This is a genomic window from Arthrobacter sp. TE12232 (assembly GCF_054062615.1).
The window spans coordinates 639,715-660,510 of record NZ_JBSSFK010000001.1 but is presented as its reverse complement, the minus strand read 5'-3'; the positions used below and the strand labels follow the sequence as shown (position 1 = coordinate 660,510).

The following is a 20,796-nucleotide window of genomic DNA, read 5'->3' as shown; positions in this document are numbered from 1 at the left end:
AACGAGCACAGCTACTGTTCCAGTAAGTACTTGAGGTGAGCGTCGAGCAGTTCCTTGATCCGGACAAGGTTGGCGGAATACCGGGGGGACCGTCCGTGCCGGCGTCCGGGTTCGACGTCGACAATCACCACGCCGGCGTCCTCCAGCGCGGTCAAGTGCTTGGCCACACTGGGATCACTCGCGCTGACAGCCTCGACGATGTCGCCACGGGTTGCAGGTCCATTGGACGTGAGGAATCGGAGAATTTCGTTCCGGGACCTGTTGCCGAAAGTGGCGACGGCAGCTTCGACGTCGGCCGACCAGGCGGCGTCGTACGGCTGCGTAATTCTCGGCATACGGCTCATTCTTCCTCAACACATTAAAAAAAGTAAGAACAGCACTCTTGACGATACTTTAATTATCTTCGACAATAATTCCCATAGCTTCTGCTGATCGTTGATTGGATCTTCGCATCCACCCCTGGAGTGGCGCCTCTCGCGACTCTGCCACGTACTCGATCTGAACAGTCAAAGCGGTGAAGCCATGGAAATCGAAGCCAAGGCGTATCAATCCAGTACGAAATCAGAGACCACCGTTGAGGTCGATGTCTCGTTGCGAAGCGGACCTGCGCCAGGAGAGTCCTTCATCCCGATCGACCAGATCATGGTTGCGGTCGATGGCGTGCACCGCTACGTCGTTTCCCGCCTGACACGCATCGGGCGATCCTGCGACGTTGATGACGTCATGCAGGACATCCGCGTGGCCGTTTGGGACGGTGTTGCAAAGGGTCGCTACCGTGAGCTGCCTGGGATCCCATTTGAAGCCTGGGTTCAAGGGGTCTGCAATAAGATCTGCGCCGCCCATATCCGGCGCGAGCTTAGCCATCGAACGATGCCATTGCTTGTGGACTTCACGACGGCGGAAAGCTCAGCGGAGGTGCTCGCTGTCATAGGCGCGGGAGCGGGTTGGGACAGCGCTGAGAAGTGCATTGATCAGGCCTGGGCTCAAGCCATGCTGGGTCTGGTCCAACAAAGCGTGAGTGAGCAAACCTGGAAGCTTGCCGTGTCCAGCCTGGTGGGGCCACGGCATTACGGACCACCGTCTCCCCAAGACCGACGTCGATGGCACGCCGTAACTGTGGTCCGGCAGACCGCAAAGACACTCAACACCGCGTTGAGCTGCCATCCCGAGCCCGGGTTAGACGTCGATGGTCTCTGCCGGTGCGCTGCCAACTGCCTTCCTACGATCGTCCTCCGAAGAATCGCGGAGGCCATAGTCCGTCCGGGCCTGCGAGGACCGGATCGATCTGTACAGATGGCAGCTCTGGCCGCTGAACTCGGCGTCACCGAGCGGTACATCGCGGTGAATATTGGCTTTGCCCGTCAGTTGTACCGAGCAGCTTGGCGCGTGATCCAGCACGAAGCTAACCGACCGGCTCTTTAGGTGATGGGTGTCGGTATGGGAGCTGGGCGATGAATCTGTTCGGTAGTGCTGGCCGTCGGCACTGGCTTGTTGCAGGGGTCCTGGCCCTGCTGATGATCAGTGCAGTCTTCCTACTTTGGCCTGCGGACAGCCCCGGCCGGGACGAGGTGCCTGCGACGGCCGCCAGCGCCCCGGTCTCGGCGAAGCCTTCAGGCACTTCATCTCTCGGGGCCGAGCCCTCCGCAGTTCCTCTTGAGGAGAAGTCAGCGGCGGCAATTGATGAAGGTTTGCCGCGCACCCTGAGTTACCGGGTGCTCGCTGAAGCGGCCGCGAAGGGAATCTACACCTGGGACAGCCGCTCGTCGTCGTACTCGGATGTGTACGCCCGGGTGCGGTCTTGGTGGGAGTTGCTTCCGGATGGGTCCAATCCCTTGTCCGTGCTAGTTCGAGAATTTGAGGGGACTGGCGTGACACCGGGTGCCTTCGCGGCGCTCGCAGATCAGGCTGCCCGCCGAAGTGGCACCGTTCAATCCCTACGCTGTGATCTTGAGTTGGCAAAAGTCCAGGAGTACCCAGCACCGTGGGATGGACTTCATGTGTGCACCGTGACCGTGCAGGTCGTGGACGAGTCGAAGAACGGCAGGAATGCATATGCGGCGCCGGTTACGGTTATGGTCAACTGCCCGCCTGCGACAACCGCCCCGTCTGAGCGCTGCGCAATGGTTGCCTTTTACGCGACTGCCGAGCGGGTCGTCTACTAGTGGCTGCCCTGGCCGCCTTGGCTGGTGTCATACGACGACGGGCACTGTGGAGGGTTATAGCCAGTGCGGCCACCGCCATGTTGCTCGCCGGCCTTATGGCATTTGTAGGAGGATTGGCTGCGGTTACGGGCATGACCGGCACATCCGCAGTTGCTTGTGCGCCAACCAGCACTGAGGCGAACACGACGCCTAACGGGAGTGGCGTCGGCCTGGCAATCCGCAGCGCCGGGCAGTTGCTCTACGAGCTGAACGGTCGGCAGGAAAGTGTTGCACGGGCGTACATCGCGGTCGGCAAGGAACTGGGAGTTCCGCCCTCCGGGCAAATCATTGCCATCATGATGGCGCTTCAGGAGTCCAGCCTGCGCATGCTTGCGAATCCCAGTGTGCCGGCTTCCCTGAACTTTCCCAATGACGGAGTCGGGAGGGATCACGACTCGATCGGTTCAGCCCAACAGCGTCCCGCGGCAGGTTGGGGGACAGTTGATCAACTGATGGACGCTTCCTTCAATGCCCGAGCGTTCTATGGCGGACCGCAGGGACCAAACCGGGGGAGTCCACGGGGGCTGCTGGATATTCCTGGTTGGCAGGCTATGGACAAGGGGCTAGCTGCACAGGCAGTCCAGATTTCTGCCTTCCCTGAGCTGTATGCGCGTTGGGAACCGGCGGCGACAGCAATCGTTGCTGCGCTGGAGACTGACACGGCTCCAGCGGCCTGTTCGACTTCTTCGGAAGGGCCGCGGCTTGTAGGGTCGTTCGGCAGTTTGAGCCAGCTCCGCCAGGAAATCCTGAGGTTCACTCATGAAGGCTTGGGCGGACGGTATGTGTGGGGTGGCACTGCCTTCAAGGCGTGGGACTGCTCCGGCTACGTGCAGTGGATCTACCGGCAGGCCGGGATCGAACTGCCCAGAGTTGAGCAGTGGCGCGTCGGTGTACGGACCGGAGACCCGCAACCAGGAGACCTGGTGGTTCAAAATCCACAGGGGCCCAACGACTGGGGCCACGTCGGCATCTACGCCGGCGACGGCATGATGTGGAGCGCGTTGAATCCTAGCGTGGGGACTCTGCTGCACCCCGTTAGTTGGAATCCTGGGACGGCCTATTTCGACCTGTTGCAGCGTTAGAGACGTCCGCGTCAACGGTCCGTGGGGAGTCCGCACGGTGTATCTTTCGGAGGCGCAAGCCCGGACGCTCGCGCCTATCTTGGATGGGTTGGAATCCCTGCAAGGCTCTTGCCGCGTAAATGGCTCCAAGCTATCGCTCGACGTGCCAGCCCCGGCCGCGCTGAGGAAGGCGCTGGGAGGCAAGTGAGGTTTACCCTCGTTAATCCCGCGCTGGGATCACACGGATTATGCACCAGATGATGGAACGGAAGACCTGCTGTGTCTGGCCTATTAGGGCTTAGACCCCTTGATGAGGCTCCCGTATACCGGCACACCATAATTGCGCCGCAGGCGCGTAATAAAACCGAGTTGTCGATGTAGCGAGACGGCATAACTACCGGGATCGTGCTCTATTTTTTGGAAGTAGCGCATAATCCGAGCAATATCTGCGTTCGTTATGCGTTCGACCTTGAACACCGCGAGTCGCGACGGATCGTTCGTTGAAAGACTAACAACGCGAATGGAAAACTTCTGGTCTGGCAGTTGACTGCGTAGGACTTCGTCAAGGGCGGGCACCAGCCTTAAGAGACTGTTCAAGGATCGCGAGTTTCCCCCCGCTGAACCCGGGTCCATGCCATTGGTGCGGGCGCCGACTTCAAGAACAATCGAAGGCATGTGCCGGTCAAGGACCTTGTCGTCGAGTCGTTTCCTGAAAGTCTTCCACTTGGTGGTAACCCCGATGGCGAAGCCGATGACCGCAGACGCGATTGTTTCCATGAGCTCCAAATTTTCCTGGACCCACAGGTAGATGTCCATCCAGGGGCCGCCTGCGGCCGCACCTAAACCGCCGACGGCGCAGCGGCGAGTCTTCAGCCCCCGAACGTCGAAGAAGTCCGTGACAACTTTGGCGACTTGATCCTCAATTTTGCGACCGTCGTATATCTGGGGAGCGCAAACGATCGTCGCGAATTCGACTCCAGAAAAGTCGTCGGGTGAACTGCTATCCAGCGGAACCATCCTTCGAGTGTATTGGCAACAGGTGTACGCCTTTGACTCGATGGGAACTGCTCGCCGCAAGGGTTGCGCCGCAGCGACAGACCGTGCCAACCCGCAATGTGCTTCAACGATGTTTGGCCTGCCAGGAATGTGTGCTGCCCACGCAGCTCCCCGCGCGACTTCGTCGTACGTAGGCTTTGTTGTCTCCTGCAGGCATCCAAGCGGACATGGGGCAGTCACCGACTTCGTGTGGGCTAATCGCAGCAGCGAAGAGGCACCATCGAATCTTTCCTCTCTAGGACGGCAGATGGCGTCTCGCTGACTAGGCACACGCGACGCCCGAAAGGTCGATTGCAACGCCGCGATGTTGCCCTGCAGGTTTGAACTTCTTGTCTGACACCCATAAGGACCAGATAGCTGAGGGACCGAAACTCGCATCAGTTTCGACGAAACAATGTTGGTCACAGCACAAATCATGTCGCTCCGTCCCGCAAGTTCCATGAACCTGTGAGCTCATCTGCTCACTCCATGGAACAAGACGGACGGAGCATCCATGTTTTATGCAGCGGTGGACCCGGGGATCACCCCGAACGCGAGCTTTCCCTTCCTGGAATCGCTCAAACAGATCGGCGGCGGCATCCTCGTCGGTGCCTTCATCATCATTGCAATCGTGGCCATCATTGGTGCCGCGATGCTGTTGGCCGGCAAACTTAGTCAGTCGTCACGCCTGGCATCCGGCGGCGGAGTAATCCTCCTCTGGACAGGGCCAGTGGCTGCCATCCTCGGCGGCATCAACGGCTACATCCTCTGGTCGCAGACCGCGTTTCCTCTTGGGTTCTAGCTCATGCCTGTTGAGTGCGACCTCAATGGATGGTGGCCGCCCGGCTGCGGCCTGGTCTCACAAGCGAACGACAACGCCCTGGGCGCAGTCACGTCGCTCTTCGCGAACATCCTTCAGAACATGGCGTCTTGGTTATGGGCTTTCATCACGGGCGCCTTCACCGTGTCGGACGTCGACGACTCACAATGGCTCTCCATCGAAGGGCTGACGAGCTGGTGGGTGGTGGTCATGATGACGCCGCTCGTCGTCGTGATGATCCTTCAAGTCCTGTCAGGCTTGGTGAGCCAGCAGCCACGACGCATCGGACGTGCGATGCTGGGCGGAGCAGCCGCCATTCCACTGGTCGGGGCCGCCGTCTATCTCGTCCGGCAACTGACTCGGGCAAGCGACTTAGCGTCAGCCGCTCTGCTCGAATCGATCGGTTCAGATCCCTACCTGGTCTTTATGAGGCTTTTCGGTTTTCAGCGGGCACCAGAAGGAGCAGGGCGGGAATGGAATCTGGTCTCGTTGGCGCCTGGGACAACCGGGGGCGCTCCTGGCGCCGTCGTCGTGACGGTGATGGCAACTATTGTCGTCTGGATCCTGGCCTTTATCCTGATGTGCTCGATGATCTTCCGCTCCTTCGCGCTCGTCGTGTTGGCTGCCGTCGCTCCGGTGGCCCTTATGCTGCTTCCCTGGGACAAGACAAAGTCTTGGGCACGCCGTTGGTGTGAGGTGGTCATTGCCTTGGTGCTGGCCAAACCACTGGCGGGAACCGTCCTGGCCGTTGCGGTGAAGCTCTTTGCGGAATCCAAGTCCTTTGCGGGTTTGGCAGCCGGCACGGTGGGCATGGCCCTGGCCTGCGGCGCACCTTTGATGGCTTTGCGTTTGGTGAGCTTCGCGGGAGGGGAGCTCGCTGCCGCAGCGCAGACGGCCGGAGGCGGTCACGTTCTGTCCCGGAGCAGCAGCGTGGCGGCCCGCCAGATCAGTAGGCAGACAGGTGGGCGTCTTGCGCTCGCGAACCTGGTAAGTCGCTCCTCCATGACCCGGCCTATCAACTCGAGCCGTAGCGTCTTCCCGACACAAATCTTGGCACCCGCTGTCCGAACCGGGGCGTCTTCCGGAGGTCATGACGGAGGGCAACTGGCTTTGGACACGGCTTCGGCCACTGGTGCCGCGAACGCGCCGCATTCTTCGGAGTCTCCAGGATCCGTGCTTGCAGGCCCTCCCCATAATCAAGGCGGCCGCGCCCCAGCATCTGCCCGACGGAACCCGCCGGGAGAGGCCGAACCGCGAGCGCAGCCCAACGCCAGCGCACCTAGCCCCACGAGAGTGGAAGCTCCGAAACCCCGCCCACCCAGGATTGACCCCCCGAAGGGAGGAACCCCTCATGTCTGAAGATTCGAGGGTTCTTGAGGCCGTCAAATTCCCTAGGTACGAGCGCCGGGGATTCTTCCTCGGGCTCAAGTGGTACCAGTTGCTGATTGTCGCCGGGGGAGGGGCAGTTGCCGTTGTGGCCTCGGCGACTGGCGGTCCCTCAGCCCTATTCTCGACAGGGCCCATGTGGCTGGGGCTCATGTTGCTCGGACTGCTCCAGTATTCCCGCATCCCATATCCGGTGTGGGCGAAGCAGATCGCCATATTCTTCTACCGGTCAGCAGCCGGACAGACGCGTTTCCTCGCTAAGCCAGCCGCGCCACAACTTGCTGGGCGTCTAGCTCTCCCCGGCGGGCTCGGCAATTTGGAGATACGAACAACGGCCAGCGGTGAATGCTTCCTGGTGGACCGCCACGGTAGGGAAGCGATCGCTGTGCTGCGGTGCAGTACGCGATCGTTTGCGCTCCTAGACGCAGACGATAAGGCGTGGGCTGTCCAGGCCTGGTCACGGGTACAGGCCGGCATGGCTCAACGGCAAGGCATCGCCCGGATTGCCGTCCAGGATTACACCGTGCCCTATCCTTCTTCCGCCCTCTGGGAGTTCTACAGAGGCAACGCCATGCTGGCCGACGGTGGCGGCGAAAAGGTCACCTGGGGACAACGCGCGTATGAGGACTTGCTGGGCGCAGCCGGCTCAACCATGAGCCATGAACTCCTGGTGACGATCGTTCTGGACACAAGCAAGGCCCGGCGGCGAATCAAAGAGTCGGGCGGGGGACTAATCGGCCTTGAGCATGTCATGCGGCTGGAAGTCGAAGCCATACAAACGTCGCTGGCTACTCACAACGTGAAGGTGGAGGAGTGGGTCGGAGAACGCGGACTGTTCGGCATCATTCGTGGAGCATTCGATCCCGCATCGCTGCCATCCGCCAAAGCGCCGGTGGCGGCAGCCCCGCCGTCGGACGCGCCGGGAACTGAGGGGATGGATAACCTCCACAGGCATGGTCCGATGGGCGTCGAGGAACACTGGACCTACCTGCGGACCGACTCGGGATTTCACCAGACCTTCTGGATCGCTGAATGGCCCCGGCAGAAAGTCTTCCCAGGATTCCTGCATCCCTTGATCTATGTCGGCGAATTCCGCCACACCTTCACCGAAGTGATACGGGCAGTGCCTACCGCTGAAGCCTTGCATGACATCCGCTCCGCCCAGGAGGCGCATGAGACCCGCCGCCGTATCAACGCCCGGTTCGACAGGCCACTCACACGTGAGCAAAAGGCTGAGGAAGAAGAAGTGAGCCAGCGGGAAGAGGAGATTGTGGCCGGCCATGGCGACGTGCGGCCTGCGGCCTACATGACCGTCACGGCCACCTCCCTGGAGGACTTGGCGCGGCATCGCCAGGAACTTGAGTCCGCTGCCGCAGGAGCATTCGTTGAACTGCGGCTTCTCTACGGACAGCAATGGGCAGCGTTTGTGGCTGGAGGACTGCCGCTTGGAAGGGGACTGCGATGAAGCAGAAGACGAAAAGCCTTGAGTACCTCCCGTCGGGAAAGAATCGATACGAGCGGAAGGCACGACGGCGGAACGCGCCACCAGCCGCACCGTCGGCGAGCGCGGGGGTACGGGAAAAGCAATTCGACTTCGATGGGCTCCGCATCACTAGTGACTGGGGGACTAAAGAGCCGAGCTCCCTGCGGGGTCCCCATCGGCTGCGCCCAGCGCCGCACCGTGCCTCGACTATGACATTCGCCGCTGCCTACCCCTTCCTGACGGAATCAGGTCTGGGGCACGAGGGGACCTATATCGGCACCGACGTCTTTGGCTCCGGGGCCTTCTCCTACGATCCTTGGATCCTCTATGACAAAGGCATCATTAGCGGCCCGTCCATTGTCGTGATTGGTACGGTCGGCACGGGCAAGTCGATGTGCGGCAAATCCCTGGTGGCAAGGTCCATAACCCTGGGGCGAAAGGCGGCTGTCGCGTCTGATCCCAAAGGCGAGTGGGTCGCCGTTGCCAAGGCTGTTGGAGGCAAGGTCATCTCGGTAGGCCCCGGCCGTCCGGCAAGAGTCAATCCACTTGACGCCGGGCCTCGCCCGCGCGCCCTCACCGAAGCCCACTGGCAGGCGGTGGTGAGGCAGCGGCGTCGCTATCTGCTGGTGGCCTTGGTCTCGCTCATGCGGCAGGGCACACCGCTCCTCCCAGTAGAACACACGGCCCTGGACATCGCGCTCATGGAAACCATGGCCGAGAACTCAAACCCCACATTGCCCATGGTGCTGGACCACTTGCTGAAACCATCGAAGGAGATGACGGCCTTGGTTGGTGTCGAGGGAGGAACCGCGGTCAGTCACTCGTTGAGGCGCACGGTGTCCGGCGATCTCGAAGGCATGTTCGATGCGCCGTCCACCGTGGCCTTCGACGCCGACGCCCCAATGATGGTGATGGACACTTCCGCCCTGATCGGGGCGTCGGAGCAGGCCCTGTCACTGGCGGCCGCCTGCGGCGCCACCTGGTTGGAAGCCGCTATTACAAACCCCGACGGCGGCAAAAGGCTTGTCGTCTACGACGAGGGATGGCGGATGCTCGCCGACCCATACATGTTGGCAAAAATGAGCGAACAGTGGCGGCTGGCCAGAACCTACGGGATCGCGAACCTGCTGATCATGCACAAGGTGGCAGACCTCAACGAGATCGGAGACAGCACCAGCGGACACCGGCAGAAAGCACTCGGTCTGCTGACCGAGGCTGACACCAGAATCATCTACCGGCAGAAACACGACGCGATGCGCCTGACCAAAGAAGCGCTGGGCCTCACCGAAGCTGAGTGCGAGCATGTCGAGAACCTGCCGAAGGGGGTCGGGCTCTGGAAAGTAGGGAACCGCTCCTTCATCGTCGCCAACCGCGTGACCACTGATGAACTCGCTGTCTTCGGGACAGACGACAGGATGCTGTGAGACGGCCGGTGAGCTCGCGGGCTGCAAGCGACAATCCACTGGTCACCGCTGGCCTTGTCGGGGCGGCGGCCTACGTATGCCTCTGCGCGATCATCCAGGCTGCAGCGCACATGGCGATCTCTTGGCACTGCGGCGCAACACCGCCGTCGCCCTTCAACCCGGCGGCCGCCGTCGGACTTTTGGCCGACAGGATGGAATGGATAGTTACCCGCCGGGCCGACTGCGCACTTGGCACGGACAGCGTCTGGTGGGTTCTGGCCCCCACGCTCCTCGTGGTTGGTGCGCTCGCCGTTGGTGCACTGGTCGCTTGGCGGCGATGGAAGCAATCGGGCGGGTGGTTGCGCCAGGACATCCTGAACCGCGACGGCATTGCCCGGCGGGCCGAGATTCTCCACGACTTTGGGGCGAGGGCTGTGCAGAAGAGAGGGAGGTTCACTCGCCCAGGAATCGTAGACCCTTTGGTGCAGGACGTGTCGTGGACGCTGGGCCGCTCCCGAGGCGTCACTGTCCATGTCTCCACCGAAGAGTCGATGGTGATTCTAGGCGCCCCGAGATCCGGAAAGGGTCTTTACGTTGTCATCAACGCCATCCTTGATGCGCCGGGTGCAGTCGTCACTACATCAACGCGCGCGGACAACCTGGTTGTCACCATGAAGGCACGGGCGTCCGGCGGAAGACCTGTGACTGTCTTTGATCCGCAGGGCATGTCGGGGATTCCGTCGTCGCTTCGTTGGTCGCCGGTCCGCGGGTGTGAGGACCCGGACATTGCTACCCGGCGGGCGCTGGTCATCACGGCGGACACGGAGATGAAGGGTGAGAACGCAGCGTGGCAGAAGCGCTCACTGATAGTTCTTCAGTGCCTGCTCCATGCTGCGGCACTGTCCGGTGAGGGAGTGACGGCATTTCGGCGTTGGTCATCCAGCCCGGTACTGGCGCGGGAAGCACTGGAGGTGCTCGGCCGGCCCGGAGCGGCACTGGGATGGCAGGCCGATTTGATGGGCATTCTGGAGGACGACCCGCGGAATACGTCCAATTCGTGGATCGGTGTTTCGGCGGCGGTGGCACCGCTGTCATCCCCGAAAGTATTGGCCGCACTGAATCCGCAGGACGAGTCCGAAGACTTCGATCCAAAAGCCTTCATACGGGACCGGGGCACCCTATATCTGATCGGCACGCGGGCGGGGGCAGCTGCAGCAGGACCGTACCTATCCGCGCTGATCGATGACATCGACAATGCGGCGAGGGAGATGGCCTTTGTATCGCCAGGTGGCCGGTTGGAGCCGCCGCTTTCCTTGATCCTCGACGAGATAGCCAACCTGGCCCCGTGGCCGGGACTTCCCGTAGCGCTCTCCGATGGCGGCGGGATCGGCATTTCAACTCTTGTGGTTCTGCAGTCCTTGTCCCAGGCCCGTTCCGGCTGGTCCATCGATGAGGCGGCGACGATTTGGGACTCCGCCATCATCAAGGTGATCTTCGGCGGCGGGTCCGATGAACGGGACCTCCGTTCACTTGCCGGGTTGCTGGGGGAGCGGAGTCTCACTCTCACCACTCGGTCGTGGTCGTACCAGGGCCGGCAGGACGGTGAGCAGATACGCGAAAGTCCGGTCATCGCCTTGGACGAGATCCGACGACTGCCTGCCGGGACCGCGCTCATGCTTGGCCGGCGGACTCGGCCCATCTTGTTGGACCTTCTTGAGTGGCACAAGCGCAAGGACGCAGGGGAGCTGCGCCGCCTGAAGGCCGAAATGGAGCGCGTATTGGCTGACGGTCACCGGCAACGGCAGCAGAAGACCGAAGGGATTCCCGATGAGGAACCATGACGACACTGAAGAGTTCGACATACCGTCCTCGGGTTCCTTTGGGGACGACGAGGTCACTGCGCAGCTGTTCCGATCAGCCTTTGCTCCAGCCATAGTCTCCAAGAACGTAACCCGCCGCTGGCGGGAGATGACGCCAGAGCAAGCGCAGGACGCCTGGGGGTCCCTCGCTTCCTGGGTGCGGTGGCTCATCGCCACCTACCAGCTAACGACGTCGGTCGTTCCGGATTGCTGGTGGCGTCATCCCGAGATCGTGGCTGAGCTCTATGCCCTGCAGCGCGCGGAGCTCGCTTCCTTCACGCCGGACGACCCGGGCTTCGGTCCTCTCGCCTTCCACGAGAGGCTGCCGCACGCCGTCGAACGTCTGAGAATGCACACAAGGACCGCAGGCTGCGTTGGGTTGCAGGTGCACAAGGAACCGGCGCCCCGAATATTGGCGAGCGACGACCCTGCTTTCCTCGAGTGGCGCAAGGCTGCCCATCAGCTGGTTCCTGAATTCTGAGTCATGTTGCTCGTCTGGCTCACAACCATGAACGGGTGTCTGCGCAGCACCGCTGCGATCCAAGAAGCATGAAGGGTGGCTGTCATGGCCGCTAGACCCGAAGTTCCACCATCCATCTCGTCCGACCCGAGTTCCGCGCTCGCCGGACTGGGCGCTCGCCGTCTCGCACCCGAGGAACGCGTCGCAGCACTGATGGACGGCTTGCACTCAATCCTGGAGACGGCTGTTGAGTCGCCCTCACATTGGCAGGTATTGCTCGATGCGTCCGCCAACCTGTGGCGCTATTCCGGCGGGAATGTTGCCCTGCTGATGGTGCAGATGGCACAGCGGGGTACCGAGGAACCGTCACTCGTCGCAGGCTACAAGGAATGGGAGCGACACGGGCGTACCGTCCTTCGGGGTGAGCACGCGCTCTGGGTTATTGCACCCAGGACAGCCCGTGTTCAACAGATGCTTCTGCCCGACGGCACGCGACAGCGGATCCCCGTGGGCGACAGGCTTCCCAGAGGCGCTGTCGATGAGGGAAAGAAGACCTTGATCACCGGTTGGCGAGGGCAGGCTGTCTTTGACGTTTCCCAAACCGAGGGCACTCCGCTCCTGGTTCCACGATCTGCCAATCCTTCTTCCGCTGGGGCACCGCAACTGTGGGCGCCATTGTCCGCAGTTGCCCGCGCTCATGGTTTCTCAGTACACGTCACAGAGGCACAGTACGGGTTGACCAGTGGTTTCACAGATTTCGCCCAGCGCCAGGTTCAGGTGGGTGGATGGCTGAATGCTGAGGAACGCGCTGCAGTGCTGGCGCACGAACTTGGGCACGTTCTGCTGCACGGTCCTGATGACGAAGTCGGCAAGCTTTACGGGAGCAGCGTGGACCACCGTGGACTGGCCGAAGTTGAGGCCGAGTCCGTTGCCTACACCGTGTTGAAAGCGCACGGCATCGATCGGGGTTCCCAATCAGCAAGCTACTTGTCCGGCTGGGCTGACGCAGTGATTGCGGCGGAGCGGGCAGGTGCAGGTGCAGGTGTCTCCCTGAAACAACCTGCTTCACGAGTGGACATAGCGAAGTCGGTACTTGGCCGCGTCACCGTAGCTAGCAAGGTAATACTCGAAGCCACTGACCCTCCGGGATTCGGTGGGAAGGTCCCTGCGACTGAAGCCTCTCACCGAGTGCAGGGCCAGGAATCCTACGTGGGCTTGAAGCAACCGGGCGGGCCGTCGCGTGGCTTGGAGATCTCGGGCCCATAGGTCAGCGGACAGAGTGTTAGACGGGAAAGACCCGTCTGCGAAGGAAAGGACAGAAGATATGAGTACCAAGATTCCGGTCAATATCGCCGGCAATCTCGTCGCGGACCCCGATCTCACCTATGGTGAGTCCGGTGTCGCGCACGCCAAGCTGCGGGTAGCTGTCAACCAGCGGATCCAAGAGGCAGACGGAAGCTGGCACGACGGAGACCCTGTCTTCCACAACGTCTCTGCGTTCCGGGCGCTCGCTGAGAATGCTTCGAGCTCCCTTAAGAAGGGCGACCCCGTTACTGTTTCGGGTGAACTCGAGTTCCGTGCCTTCGAAAAGGATGGGGAGAAACGGGAGGCCCGCCGCATCGTCGCTGAGACCATAGGTCCTGATCTCCGCTTCGGCACAGCCGCATACCAGCGTTCCCCGCGCACGGCAGCTGGCCCTGCAGTTGGGGTAGACACCGGTCTACAAGCGGCGCCTGAGGCAACCCAGCCTGCCTACAGCATCGCTACTAAGGGTCCGGTGGCAGTGCCCCCTTTAGGCGGGCCAGCGCGGAACGAGATTAGCCTCTGACTGCGCGCCTGCGGACGCCGAAGTCTGAATCAGAGTGTGGCCCTTGTGCCACGCCTGAGAACGCGAGCTGGCCTGGTCCTTCCGAAGGATCAGGCCATAGCGTTGTTTCCGGCCTGCTGGGCCACAACATCCGGCTACAGCCCGCTACTGCCCTTCCACTCTTCCGGCCGCACACGTTTGATACCCGATGAGTGGGCCCAGCCCATGTGGTACTTGCCGGAAGTATCCAGCCACTCAATGAGTCCATACTTGGGTGTCCAGCCCACGGCTTTGCCGTAAATACCGCCGACATACACCAGCGGGCGGCCATACTTTGGGAAGTTTTGGATCGGCGCCGGGTCATCTATCGGTCGACTTGCCTCAGCGTCCATCCGAGCCATTATGCGCTCAAGATCTTCAGGGGAGCCAGACTTGATCACGAGGAAAAGTATAGAACATATGTTCGAATGCAGGGATGGGCGCGAGAGCCGCTCAACGAGACCTATAGTCCGTACACTTCCGCTCATCGCTCGCCGTAGTGCTGACGGCACAGGTTCAATTACCCGGCTGAATATCTGATGGGGAATAGGTCCTGGCCGGCCGTCCGTCGCTCGGTGCCCATGCCAGACAGTCAGCGGCCCGTACGAAATACACGTCCGGCCATGGCGTGCCGGGCATTACCTGGGCCGGGTCAGGGGTGATGAGGAGGACGGTTCCTGGCCATAGCGGTTCCGGCAGCGCCTCTATCCAGGCCGGCTGAACATGGTTGAAGCGGTTCCACAGAATGGTGACCCATGAACCGGTGGGTTGCACTGCGTCGACGTTGAGGAGCGTTACTTCGGCCGTGGTGCCGCTGCCTAGCTTGGCATCGTTGAAAGATCTCCACCGTTCCGTTGCGTGGGCCAGCCACATACGGCGTAGATCGGCTTGTCTCCACCAGAGCAACGGCAGCAGCAGCACTCCTGTCAGCAGGACGCCGCCAATGACCGTCTTCAATATCGAAGGGAGTTCAGCGGCAGCTACAAATGCGAGAAAGAGGGCGAGGGCTATGAGGACAACCGTGCTGGCCACTACCAGGCCGGTTGTCGCTACCTTGGGTTTCACCGCCGGATTTACGACCATTCGCCATACCTCTTGCATCAGCTTAGAGCTGCCAGCCGGCACTGGTAAGGACGTCCTGCTGTGGACGGGGCAGATTCATCGCGCTGACGGCTGGTTGAGCCGCATTCGTACGACTGCGAGCACCCTCGATTACTTCGTTAAGTCTTTCCCTCTGCCCCAGCTGTTCCCACTCGTAATCGGCCGGAGCCGGTCCCAGTGGCAGGGGCGAGTCCGATATGCCCCATCTGTCCCTGTAGATGGCGACGTCACGAATCAGGCGACCGGACAGGTCGTCACCCGTGGCCTCTCCGACGGAGGCAATGATGCTGCTCTTCCATTCGGGATCCTGAAGGAGGGCAGCCAGGGCTACTGTTTCGGTCCTTTGCCATATGCGGTTCCTGACTTGATCGATCAGCTCCGCCAAGTCAGGGCGGGAAATATCAAGCACCTCCACCACGGGGTCCGTACCCGCCGTCCGCATCCCCTTCAAACACTGACGCAGCCGCATACTGAGGACAGCCGCGGGATCATGGGCACCCGTTGTGTGTGAGAGAGTCTGCTCCAGGACGTGTTCGGCACCCTCATGGCTGACTGCTGAGGCTTTCCGCCACGCCGCCACGGCCGCACCCCACGATGGCGATTGTCCGAGCCGTGTCGAGATGCCGGGCGTGAACTTGTTCAGACATCTTGTTAGATCCAGGCCTGCTGCGATCTGCGCCAAGTAGTCATACTCCGCGTGGAGCCGCTCAAGGCTGTCCGACTTTGTGCGCTCCGCGTCACGCACTTCATGGGCGGTCCGCTCGGCACCTTCCGCAGCCAGCACCTCGCCCAGAATGCTCCGCCATGAGAGCTGAAGCGAGGGGTCGACGGCAGGATGCTCAGAGTCATCCCCTTCACTGACGTAGGCGAAGTTGGCGAAGCGGCCCCGGGTCATGCTGACGTACAGTAGCTCGCGGGTGAGGCGACCCTCGGTAACTACGGTGTGGCCAGTGTCGACCGTTAGGCCCTGGGACCGGTGAGCGGTGGTCGCGTAACCCAACTCAACGGACGACTCGAGGTAGGCCCGGGGAAGTATGACACTCGCGCCCGTTTCGCGTCGCAGCGCAAGGAGTGAGCCGTCGTGCCTGTTGACGCCTCCGACGTCGAACAGCGTTCCGTTCCGGACGAAGTCACCTTCGCTGTCGATGAGCCTTCGGTCATTTCCACGGGCGATGATCGTGTCACCGGAACCCGCGAACAGGCCATCGTTGAGCAGCAGTGTCTGTTCGGGATCCACCACGCCCTGGGACACCAAATCGGCTTGGGCGCGTTCATTGAGCATGCCGACCGTGTCATTGTCGGCGGCGATAAGGATGGACGATTTGCCCGCCCGGGTATCGGCCTGCCAGGCAAGGTACGCCTGGTCGACCATGTCCTGGTAGGTGCCGTGCCGGATCCGGCCATGCTTCTCATAATCCGGGACCGCGGAGTAGTCTCCCCTCCGCAGCTTGAGGGACGATGCACGCTCCCACTCCTCATGGAATCTCCAGATAGTGCTAAGCCGGGTCGTCTTTCCTTCCCGGTCCAGCCAGCCCAGGACGCCGCCCGCGTCGATCGCGTCCAGCTGGCCCGGGTCGCCTACCAGGAGGATTTTCGCGACGGCCTCCTGTGCTTGCTGCACGAGGGCAGCTAGCTGGAAAGTGGAGACCATAGAGGCTTCGTCGATGATGACGAGTTGATTCGCATGGAAACACCATCGCTGCTGGGTTGCAGCGAGCCGGGCAGCTTCCTGAGCGTACGCGATACTCCGGCGCTCGCCGGAATGTACCCTCGTCAGCCGGGTCTGGATGTCGAAGAAGCGCCCGGCCCTGGAACTTGCCCCTTGGCCCACCGACTCGTGCAGCCACTTGGTGACATTCTCGGTAGCCATAGCAAGTTCCCTGCCCAACACGTCAGCACTCGCCGCCGCTGGGGCAAGGCCTATGACGCTTCCGGCGCCGTACTCTGCTTCCCACGTCGCCTTGACCGCGCCCAGCGTCGTTGTCTTTCCCGTGCCGGCTGGGCCGACGATGGCGTCGAGCCGGTTGCCGCTGAGGACGACGTCGGCAACTGCTGCACGCTGATCGGGGTGCAGCTCCGGCTTCCCGGACCGTCGGACTCGCTCGATCGAATCCATGATGACATCCGCGCGGACGGCCGGGCCGCCGTCGTCCTTTCTTGCCGCCATGATGGCGTCCTCACAGGCGAGCGTCGACGTGTCGGTGTAGAGGCGGGATCCATGGAAGTCGAAGACGCTGTGTTTTCCGAGTCGGAGGTCGAGCCCGGCATCGAGAGGGACACGGTAGCGGCACTCGTTCAGTGGCACTGACTGTTGTTCGGCGGCGGTGGCGACGGCGTCAATCAGCGCGTTCCGGTCTGCAACCGAGCGGCAGCGGAGCTGGGCGCAGACCCTTTCGGCTTCGGCGAGGAGGTTCCACCGGTTCCAGGTTGAGCGCTTGCCCGCGACCCGTTCGCGAGAAATGGTTGCGACGGCGCAGATCCAGCCAGGAGTGAGGTCTGTGAAGGCGAACGGCGAACTCTTGGAGCGGTTGATCGTGGCGGCGAGGACGTTAGCTGGTTGGAAGCCTTTGGCATTCGCTCGTGCCCGCCATTGGTTTGAGAGTTCATGCAGGGGAGTGGGGAGCTCGGCCTTTGGGGCTCGTGTAGCGAGTGTGGCTTGTTGACGGAACTTGATGGTTGTTGCTGCTGTCGGTGGACGACCGTGCTCGGTGACCCATTCCGCCACGAGGCGGTCGGTTTCCAGATTGATGAGACGGGAGCGGTTGGAGAATTCATGGATGAGTTCTTCGTCTACGCCCGTGAGCTGTTGACTGGGGTTGCGGGTGTTGGCGGCGGGGATATGGATTTCGGTGTCGCTTCCGAGGTGCTGGTGGATGGCATCGAACAGGAGCCCGTTGTAGTGTTCGCTAGCGGCGACGGCAGCCTTGTATAGGGTGCGGGAGTCGAGGGTGACCCAGGCGCCATCGGTGATGCGCTGGACGCGGTTGGCGATGACCAAGTGGGTGTGTAGCTGCGGGTCGCCGGCGCGTGATTCCCAATGGTCGAAGGCTGCGGCGATGACGCCCATCGTGCCGACGTGGGCGACGCCGTTCCGTCCGGCGCGTGTGTGGATGACGTTCTCTTCGATCCAAGTCAGGGTTGCTTCGACCGCCTCATGGTGGGTTCGCAGGATCAGGTCCTGCGTACTGCGAGGGCTCAGCGCCCACAGGACCGACACCGATTTCGGGACGCTGAAAGTTAGGTCGAAGCCGACGACGGCGTGCCGTGTGGTGGGCGGGCCGGCCTTTTTGCCGACGACGGTGGGTCGGCCGTGAGGCCGGCCTAGCGGCGTTCCGGTGTCAGGATGAGTCGCTGAATCGAAGACTCCCTTGGCGTCTGTTTCAGTGACGGTGTCAGCCGTTGTTCTGTTGATACCCGTGAGTCCGCTGCCAATCCATCGGCCTTCTGGCGTGCCAGCCTTCATGTAGTACGTGGTGGAGTCCGGGGGAGACGAGGGGAGATCGTCCATCATCGTGGTCTTGAACAAGTAGCGTAGGCCTGATTGTGCCGAGAGCCGCGCGATGGACATCGTCATGGCCGCGGTGCTCCGGCTTGACGCTTCGTTGGATTCCATCCCCGGCGGCGGAGGATCTCCAGCGTTGCGGAGTCGAGTGCGACTCCCTTTGCCTGGGCAAGCGAGACCAGCCAGGCAGCGATGTGGGCGAGGTCCTGGACATTCGTTATTTGGGCGCGTTTAAGGCGGGCGACTTCTGACTGGAGGCGGTTGATGCTCAGGCGCTGTTCGGAGTTCTGGGCTTCGAGTCGGTCGATGTCCGAGGCCTGGGAGCGGAGGTTGGACTGGAGTACTTCGCGCTGGCGTTGGCAGGACTTTGTTTTCGACGCCAGTTGGCGTTTCGTTGCTGTCAGTTGGGCTTTGACGTGAGGCGCCAATGACTTGGGTACGGGAGCCAATCCTGATCGACGGGCTTCTCGACGTTTGCGGTCACGTTGCCGATTGGCGCAGCGCGTGGAGCAGAACCGCTGAGTTCTCCGCGACGGCTCGAAGGCGCCGCTGCACTCTTCACAATCCTTGTTAGTCACACCCGTTCATCAGCGGTGAGAGCCGCGGCGACATGACCCGACGTGGGCGGCTTCCCACGGCCGCGACCTTGGATGCCAGAGGTGTGAGGAAGTGGGAGGAAGTGGGTTGGACGGTGAATGAGAGTCGAGGCGGGCGTCAGTAATTGCGGCCCCATTGGCCTCGGCGAAGTTCATAGCGCTGGGCTCTGGTCGGGGGCCTGGGGTGTGACAACGGGCTATGGCGAGTCTGGTGGGAGTTAAGAAAGCAGGGCCGGCACAACTTAACCGAAGGGAAGCTCGATGAGGTGGCCAGGAAGATGTTCGAACAAAGCAATGTCCGGCTCGGCCACATTGTGGCAGAGCCGGGCATTGCGCGCGGATCGCGCTGAATCACCAAGCTGTGGACCAGATGTCGTTCAAGCTGCGCCCGGTCCTGGGTATCGGTACGCCGTGTCCTTGTCCATATTCCATCCGGCTACCGTCCCGGAACCGATCATGAGGTCGCTGAGCCTGGCCAACCTGTAGCTGGGGTCTGCCTCGAGGGCGAGCTGCAGGAACTGGTGTGCTTTGCTTCCTCTGCCTTCCCACCAATTGATGTAGGCGACAGCGGTGAGTATGGGTGCTGCGTGTTTGGTGCTGCTGAGTGTGTAAGCATGCAGCAGCAGCTGCTGTGCCCATTCGACTCTGGACCACTGTGGCTTGCTATGTGTTTGGGCGAGCAGGATCCGGTCCATGCGTTCGTCAATTCCTGGGATGTCGGCCATCAGTCTGTCTCGGATGGTGGGGATTTGGAGATCCGCGATCAGGCTGACGGTCTTGTCCCGGTCCGGGTAGGTGGCTGAGTCCAGCATGTCTGTCCAGCGCGCCCTGGCTTGCTCGAGCGAATCGCCCAGATCCATGCCGCGAAGTTCCTTCACACGGTTCTGAACAGCGTCAGTGGTTTCGGTTTCTTTGGTCGAAGCTGGCAGGATGATGCGGTTTGTGGGTTCGATGGTGCTGCCGCGGTAGACGAATTCAGCGTTGATCTGGCTGGACTGTGTTGCAGTCAGCGGGAGCGACGGACCGTTCTCGGGACCGCCGTCGTACGGTGAGACTGTCTCATCTCCGACCAAGAGTCCATCACGGATGGACATTCCGCGTTCGGCGAGTGCGCCTGTCAACGCGGCGATGGTTGCCGCGTGCGGCTTCCCCGGGCTGGCCTGCTCTGCTTGTGAGGTGTAAACGGCGAAGAGCACACTCATGGCGTTGGTGTCGTAAGCCAGATATCCAGCGACCGTCTGAGCGTAGCTGATTTCGTTGCCAGGTTTCGGCAGGTCAACGCGGAGCGTGGCGCCGACATGATTATCGGCCAGGGTGATGCAGACGAGACTTTCGCTGGGCCAAAATCCTAGGGTGTGGCCGATGAAGCTGAGAACATCGGCGGGGGTTTGGATGGTGAGCTTTTCCATGTTCTTCTCCTTCTGCGACTGGCGGGCAGATTGTGTGCTCGTCAGAATTCGGCGTCGTTCTGATAGGGGAGCCACCGCTGGGTAGGGGGGCCGGAGTGCAACTTGGGGGACCGGGAACGAACCAAAACTTCGCGAGGAAACAAGCGACGGCGGAGCGCCGAACGAACTTTTGGGTCGTGAGCGGCGCAGCGATGATGGGGATCAGAATGACAAACAGCGACGATGCATCTGCTCATTCATCGGTGGTTTGTGGTGCCGCGGCATGACCTACGGACGCATTAGTCGGCGCAGACCCTGTTGTGGCGCTGGGCCGCGGGACGGGTGCCAAGCTGTGCGATCAGGTTCCGGTCCAGACCACGCTCGTCCACGAGGTCGAGTCGGCGCAGATCCGCGCCCGGGTAGCGTAGCCCGGCCCGCCGGATCAGTCCCTCGACCTTGGCGTGGTTAAATCCGGAGTGGGCCTCGTCGACGATCAGTCGGAGCCGTTCCTCGAAGGCCATGCCGAGCATGAGCGTCTCGTCCTGGGCTTCGAGCGCTTCCAGCATCGGGGCAGCACCCATCTCACGGAGCTTGCGCTTGGTTTCGGTGTCGATTCCGCTCACTTGGCACCACCTACGTAGTATTCGGCGCCGCG

At 61.7% G+C, this 20,796-nt stretch carries 18 protein-coding genes and 2 pseudogenes; 11 read left to right on the top strand and 9 right to left on the bottom strand.

Annotation, left to right across the window (positions count from 1 at the left end; genetic code table 11):
* Nucleotides 1–11: 11 nt before the first annotated feature.
* On the bottom strand, nucleotides 12–335 hold the full coding sequence (locus ACVWZ7_RS02945; RefSeq protein WP_456506942.1) for an ArsR/SmtB family transcription factor: 324 nt from the start codon (nucleotides 333–335) through the stop codon (nucleotides 12–14).
* Nucleotides 336–522: 187 nt separating this feature from the next.
* Here ACVWZ7_RS02945 and ACVWZ7_RS02940 point away from each other — a divergent pair, with 187 nt between their 5' ends.
* The 3 genes from ACVWZ7_RS02940 to ACVWZ7_RS02930 all read left to right on the top strand — a co-directional run bounded on the left by ACVWZ7_RS02940 (nucleotide 523) and on the right by ACVWZ7_RS02930 (nucleotide 3,283).
* Entirely contained in the window at nucleotides 523–1,422 is a 900-nt protein-coding gene (locus ACVWZ7_RS02940; protein WP_456506941.1) for a hypothetical protein, read from the top strand.
* A gap of 29 nt (nucleotides 1,423–1,451) precedes the next feature.
* Nucleotides 1,452–2,162: a hypothetical protein gene (locus ACVWZ7_RS02935; protein WP_456506940.1), complete on the top strand. Its 711-nt coding sequence runs from the start codon at nucleotides 1,452–1,454 to the stop codon at nucleotides 2,160–2,162.
* 131 nt (nucleotides 2,163–2,293) lie between these two features.
* Complete coding sequence (locus tag ACVWZ7_RS02930) at nucleotides 2,294–3,283, top strand: C40 family peptidase (RefSeq protein WP_456506939.1); 990 nt, start codon at nucleotides 2,294–2,296, stop codon at nucleotides 3,281–3,283.
* 270 nt (nucleotides 3,284–3,553) lie between these two features.
* On the opposite strand, the gene ACVWZ7_RS02925 is transcribed toward ACVWZ7_RS02930, so the two are convergent.
* A complete protein-coding gene (locus tag ACVWZ7_RS02925; RefSeq protein WP_456506938.1) occupies nucleotides 3,554–4,279 on the bottom strand; it encodes a hypothetical protein in 726 nt (241 codons plus the stop codon).
* Between the two features lie 532 nt (nucleotides 4,280–4,811).
* On the opposite strand from ACVWZ7_RS02925, the gene ACVWZ7_RS02920 reads away from it, so the two are divergent.
* The 7 genes and pseudogenes from ACVWZ7_RS02920 to ACVWZ7_RS02890 all read left to right on the top strand — a co-directional run.
* A complete protein-coding gene (locus tag ACVWZ7_RS02920; RefSeq protein ID WP_456506937.1) occupies nucleotides 4,812–5,099 on the top strand; it encodes a hypothetical protein in 288 nt (95 codons plus the stop codon).
* Between the two features lie 3 nt (nucleotides 5,100–5,102).
* Nucleotides 5,103–6,476, top strand: a complete 1,374-nt coding sequence (locus ACVWZ7_RS02915; RefSeq protein ID WP_456506936.1) for a type IV secretion system protein — start codon at nucleotides 5,103–5,105, stop codon at nucleotides 6,474–6,476.
* Nucleotides 6,469–7,968, top strand: coding sequence for an SCO6880 family protein (locus ACVWZ7_RS02910; RefSeq protein ID WP_456506935.1), 1,500 nt, complete (start codon nucleotides 6,469–6,471; stop codon nucleotides 7,966–7,968). Before ACVWZ7_RS02915 ends, ACVWZ7_RS02910 begins: the two co-directional genes overlap by 8 nt.
* A 227-nt stretch (nucleotides 7,969–8,195) precedes the next feature.
* Nucleotides 8,196–9,410: an ATP-binding protein gene (locus ACVWZ7_RS02905; RefSeq protein ID WP_456506934.1), complete on the top strand. Its 1,215-nt coding sequence runs from the start codon at nucleotides 8,196–8,198 to the stop codon at nucleotides 9,408–9,410.
* Between the two features lie 272 nt (nucleotides 9,411–9,682).
* Nucleotides 9,683–11,230: a type IV secretory system conjugative DNA transfer family protein gene (locus ACVWZ7_RS02900; RefSeq protein WP_456506933.1), complete on the top strand. Its 1,548-nt coding sequence runs from the start codon at nucleotides 9,683–9,685 to the stop codon at nucleotides 11,228–11,230.
* Nucleotides 11,217–11,729: a hypothetical protein gene (locus ACVWZ7_RS02895; RefSeq protein ID WP_456506932.1), complete on the top strand. Its 513-nt coding sequence runs from the start codon at nucleotides 11,217–11,219 to the stop codon at nucleotides 11,727–11,729. The genes ACVWZ7_RS02900 and ACVWZ7_RS02895 overlap by 14 nt, the downstream gene beginning before the upstream one ends.
* A gap of 84 nt (nucleotides 11,730–11,813) precedes the next feature.
* Nucleotides 11,814–12,155, top strand: a pseudogene (locus ACVWZ7_RS02890) (ArdC-like ssDNA-binding domain-containing protein); the annotation flags it as partial.
* A 258-nt stretch (nucleotides 12,156–12,413) separates the two neighbouring features.
* Here the strand turns inward: ACVWZ7_RS02890 and ACVWZ7_RS02885 are convergent.
* Complete coding sequence (locus ACVWZ7_RS02885) at nucleotides 12,414–12,683, bottom strand: hypothetical protein (RefSeq protein ID WP_456509167.1); 270 nt, start codon at nucleotides 12,681–12,683, stop codon at nucleotides 12,414–12,416.
* Nucleotides 12,684–13,032: 349 nt separating this feature from the next.
* Between ACVWZ7_RS02885 and ACVWZ7_RS02880 the strand changes: the two genes are divergently transcribed.
* Nucleotides 13,033–13,536 carry a single-stranded DNA-binding protein gene (locus ACVWZ7_RS02880; RefSeq protein WP_456506931.1) on the top strand — a complete coding sequence of 168 codons (504 nt, stop codon included), beginning with the start codon at nucleotides 13,033–13,035 and terminating at the stop codon, nucleotides 13,534–13,536.
* A gap of 134 nt (nucleotides 13,537–13,670) precedes the next feature.
* Here the strand turns inward: ACVWZ7_RS02880 and ACVWZ7_RS02875 are convergent, their stop codons facing one another.
* From ACVWZ7_RS02875 to ACVWZ7_RS02850, 6 genes and pseudogenes are all read right to left on the bottom strand, one after another.
* Nucleotides 13,671–13,955 carry a hypothetical protein gene (locus ACVWZ7_RS02875; RefSeq protein WP_456506930.1) on the bottom strand — a complete coding sequence of 95 codons (285 nt, stop codon included), beginning with the start codon at nucleotides 13,953–13,955 and terminating at the stop codon, nucleotides 13,671–13,673.
* A gap of 115 nt (nucleotides 13,956–14,070) precedes the next feature.
* On the bottom strand, nucleotides 14,071–14,637 hold the full coding sequence (locus tag ACVWZ7_RS02870; protein WP_456506929.1) for a hypothetical protein: 567 nt from the start codon (nucleotides 14,635–14,637) through the stop codon (nucleotides 14,071–14,073).
* 22 nt (nucleotides 14,638–14,659) lie between these two features.
* Nucleotides 14,660–18,229 (bottom strand): MobF family relaxase, encoded by a 3,570-nt coding sequence (gene mobF, locus ACVWZ7_RS02865; protein ID WP_456506928.1) that lies wholly within the window; start codon nucleotides 18,227–18,229, stop codon nucleotides 14,660–14,662.
* A complete protein-coding gene (locus ACVWZ7_RS02860; RefSeq protein WP_456506927.1) occupies nucleotides 18,226–18,585 on the bottom strand; it encodes a hypothetical protein in 360 nt (119 codons plus the stop codon). Before ACVWZ7_RS02860 ends, mobF begins: the two co-directional genes overlap by 4 nt.
* A gap of 545 nt (nucleotides 18,586–19,130) precedes the next feature.
* Nucleotides 19,131–20,162 (bottom strand): DUF4192 domain-containing protein, encoded by a 1,032-nt coding sequence (locus ACVWZ7_RS02855; protein ID WP_456506926.1) that lies wholly within the window; start codon nucleotides 20,160–20,162, stop codon nucleotides 19,131–19,133.
* A 290-nt stretch (nucleotides 20,163–20,452) separates the two neighbouring features.
* Nucleotides 20,453–20,764, bottom strand: a pseudogene (locus ACVWZ7_RS02850) (ATP-binding protein); the annotation flags it as partial.
* Nucleotides 20,765–20,796: the final 32 nt, after the last annotated feature.

Coding starts and splice junctions, on each gene's coding strand:
- ACVWZ7_RS02920 (WP_456506937.1), top strand. CDS start 4,812: ATGTTTTATGCAGCGGTGGACCCGGGGATCACCCCGAACGCGAGCTTT.
- ACVWZ7_RS02910 (WP_456506935.1), top strand. CDS start 6,469: ATGTCTGAAGATTCGAGGGTTCTTGAGGCCGTCAAATTCCCTAGGTAC.
- ACVWZ7_RS02925 (WP_456506938.1), bottom strand. CDS start 4,279: ATGGTTCCGCTGGATAGCAGTTCACCCGACGACTTTTCTGGAGTCGAA.
- ACVWZ7_RS02945 (WP_456506942.1), bottom strand. CDS start 335: ATGCCGAGAATTACGCAGCCGTACGACGCCGCCTGGTCGGCCGACGTC.
- ACVWZ7_RS02905 (WP_456506934.1), top strand. CDS start 8,196: ATGACATTCGCCGCTGCCTACCCCTTCCTGACGGAATCAGGTCTGGGG.
- ACVWZ7_RS02930 (WP_456506939.1), top strand. CDS start 2,294: ATGACCGGCACATCCGCAGTTGCTTGTGCGCCAACCAGCACTGAGGCG.
- ACVWZ7_RS02935 (WP_456506940.1), top strand. CDS start 1,452: ATGAATCTGTTCGGTAGTGCTGGCCGTCGGCACTGGCTTGTTGCAGGG.
- ACVWZ7_RS02870 (WP_456506929.1), bottom strand. CDS start 14,637: ATGGTCGTAAATCCGGCGGTGAAACCCAAGGTAGCGACAACCGGCCTG.
- ACVWZ7_RS02895 (WP_456506932.1), top strand. CDS start 11,217: ATGAGGAACCATGACGACACTGAAGAGTTCGACATACCGTCCTCGGGT.
- mobF (WP_456506928.1), bottom strand. CDS start 18,229: ATGACGATGTCCATCGCGCGGCTCTCGGCACAATCAGGCCTACGCTAC.
- ACVWZ7_RS02915 (WP_456506936.1), top strand. CDS start 5,103: ATGCCTGTTGAGTGCGACCTCAATGGATGGTGGCCGCCCGGCTGCGGC.
- ACVWZ7_RS02940 (WP_456506941.1), top strand. CDS start 523: ATGGAAATCGAAGCCAAGGCGTATCAATCCAGTACGAAATCAGAGACC.
- ACVWZ7_RS02855 (WP_456506926.1), bottom strand. CDS start 20,162: ATGGAAAAGCTCACCATCCAAACCCCCGCCGATGTTCTCAGCTTCATC.
- ACVWZ7_RS02880 (WP_456506931.1), top strand. CDS start 13,033: ATGAGTACCAAGATTCCGGTCAATATCGCCGGCAATCTCGTCGCGGAC.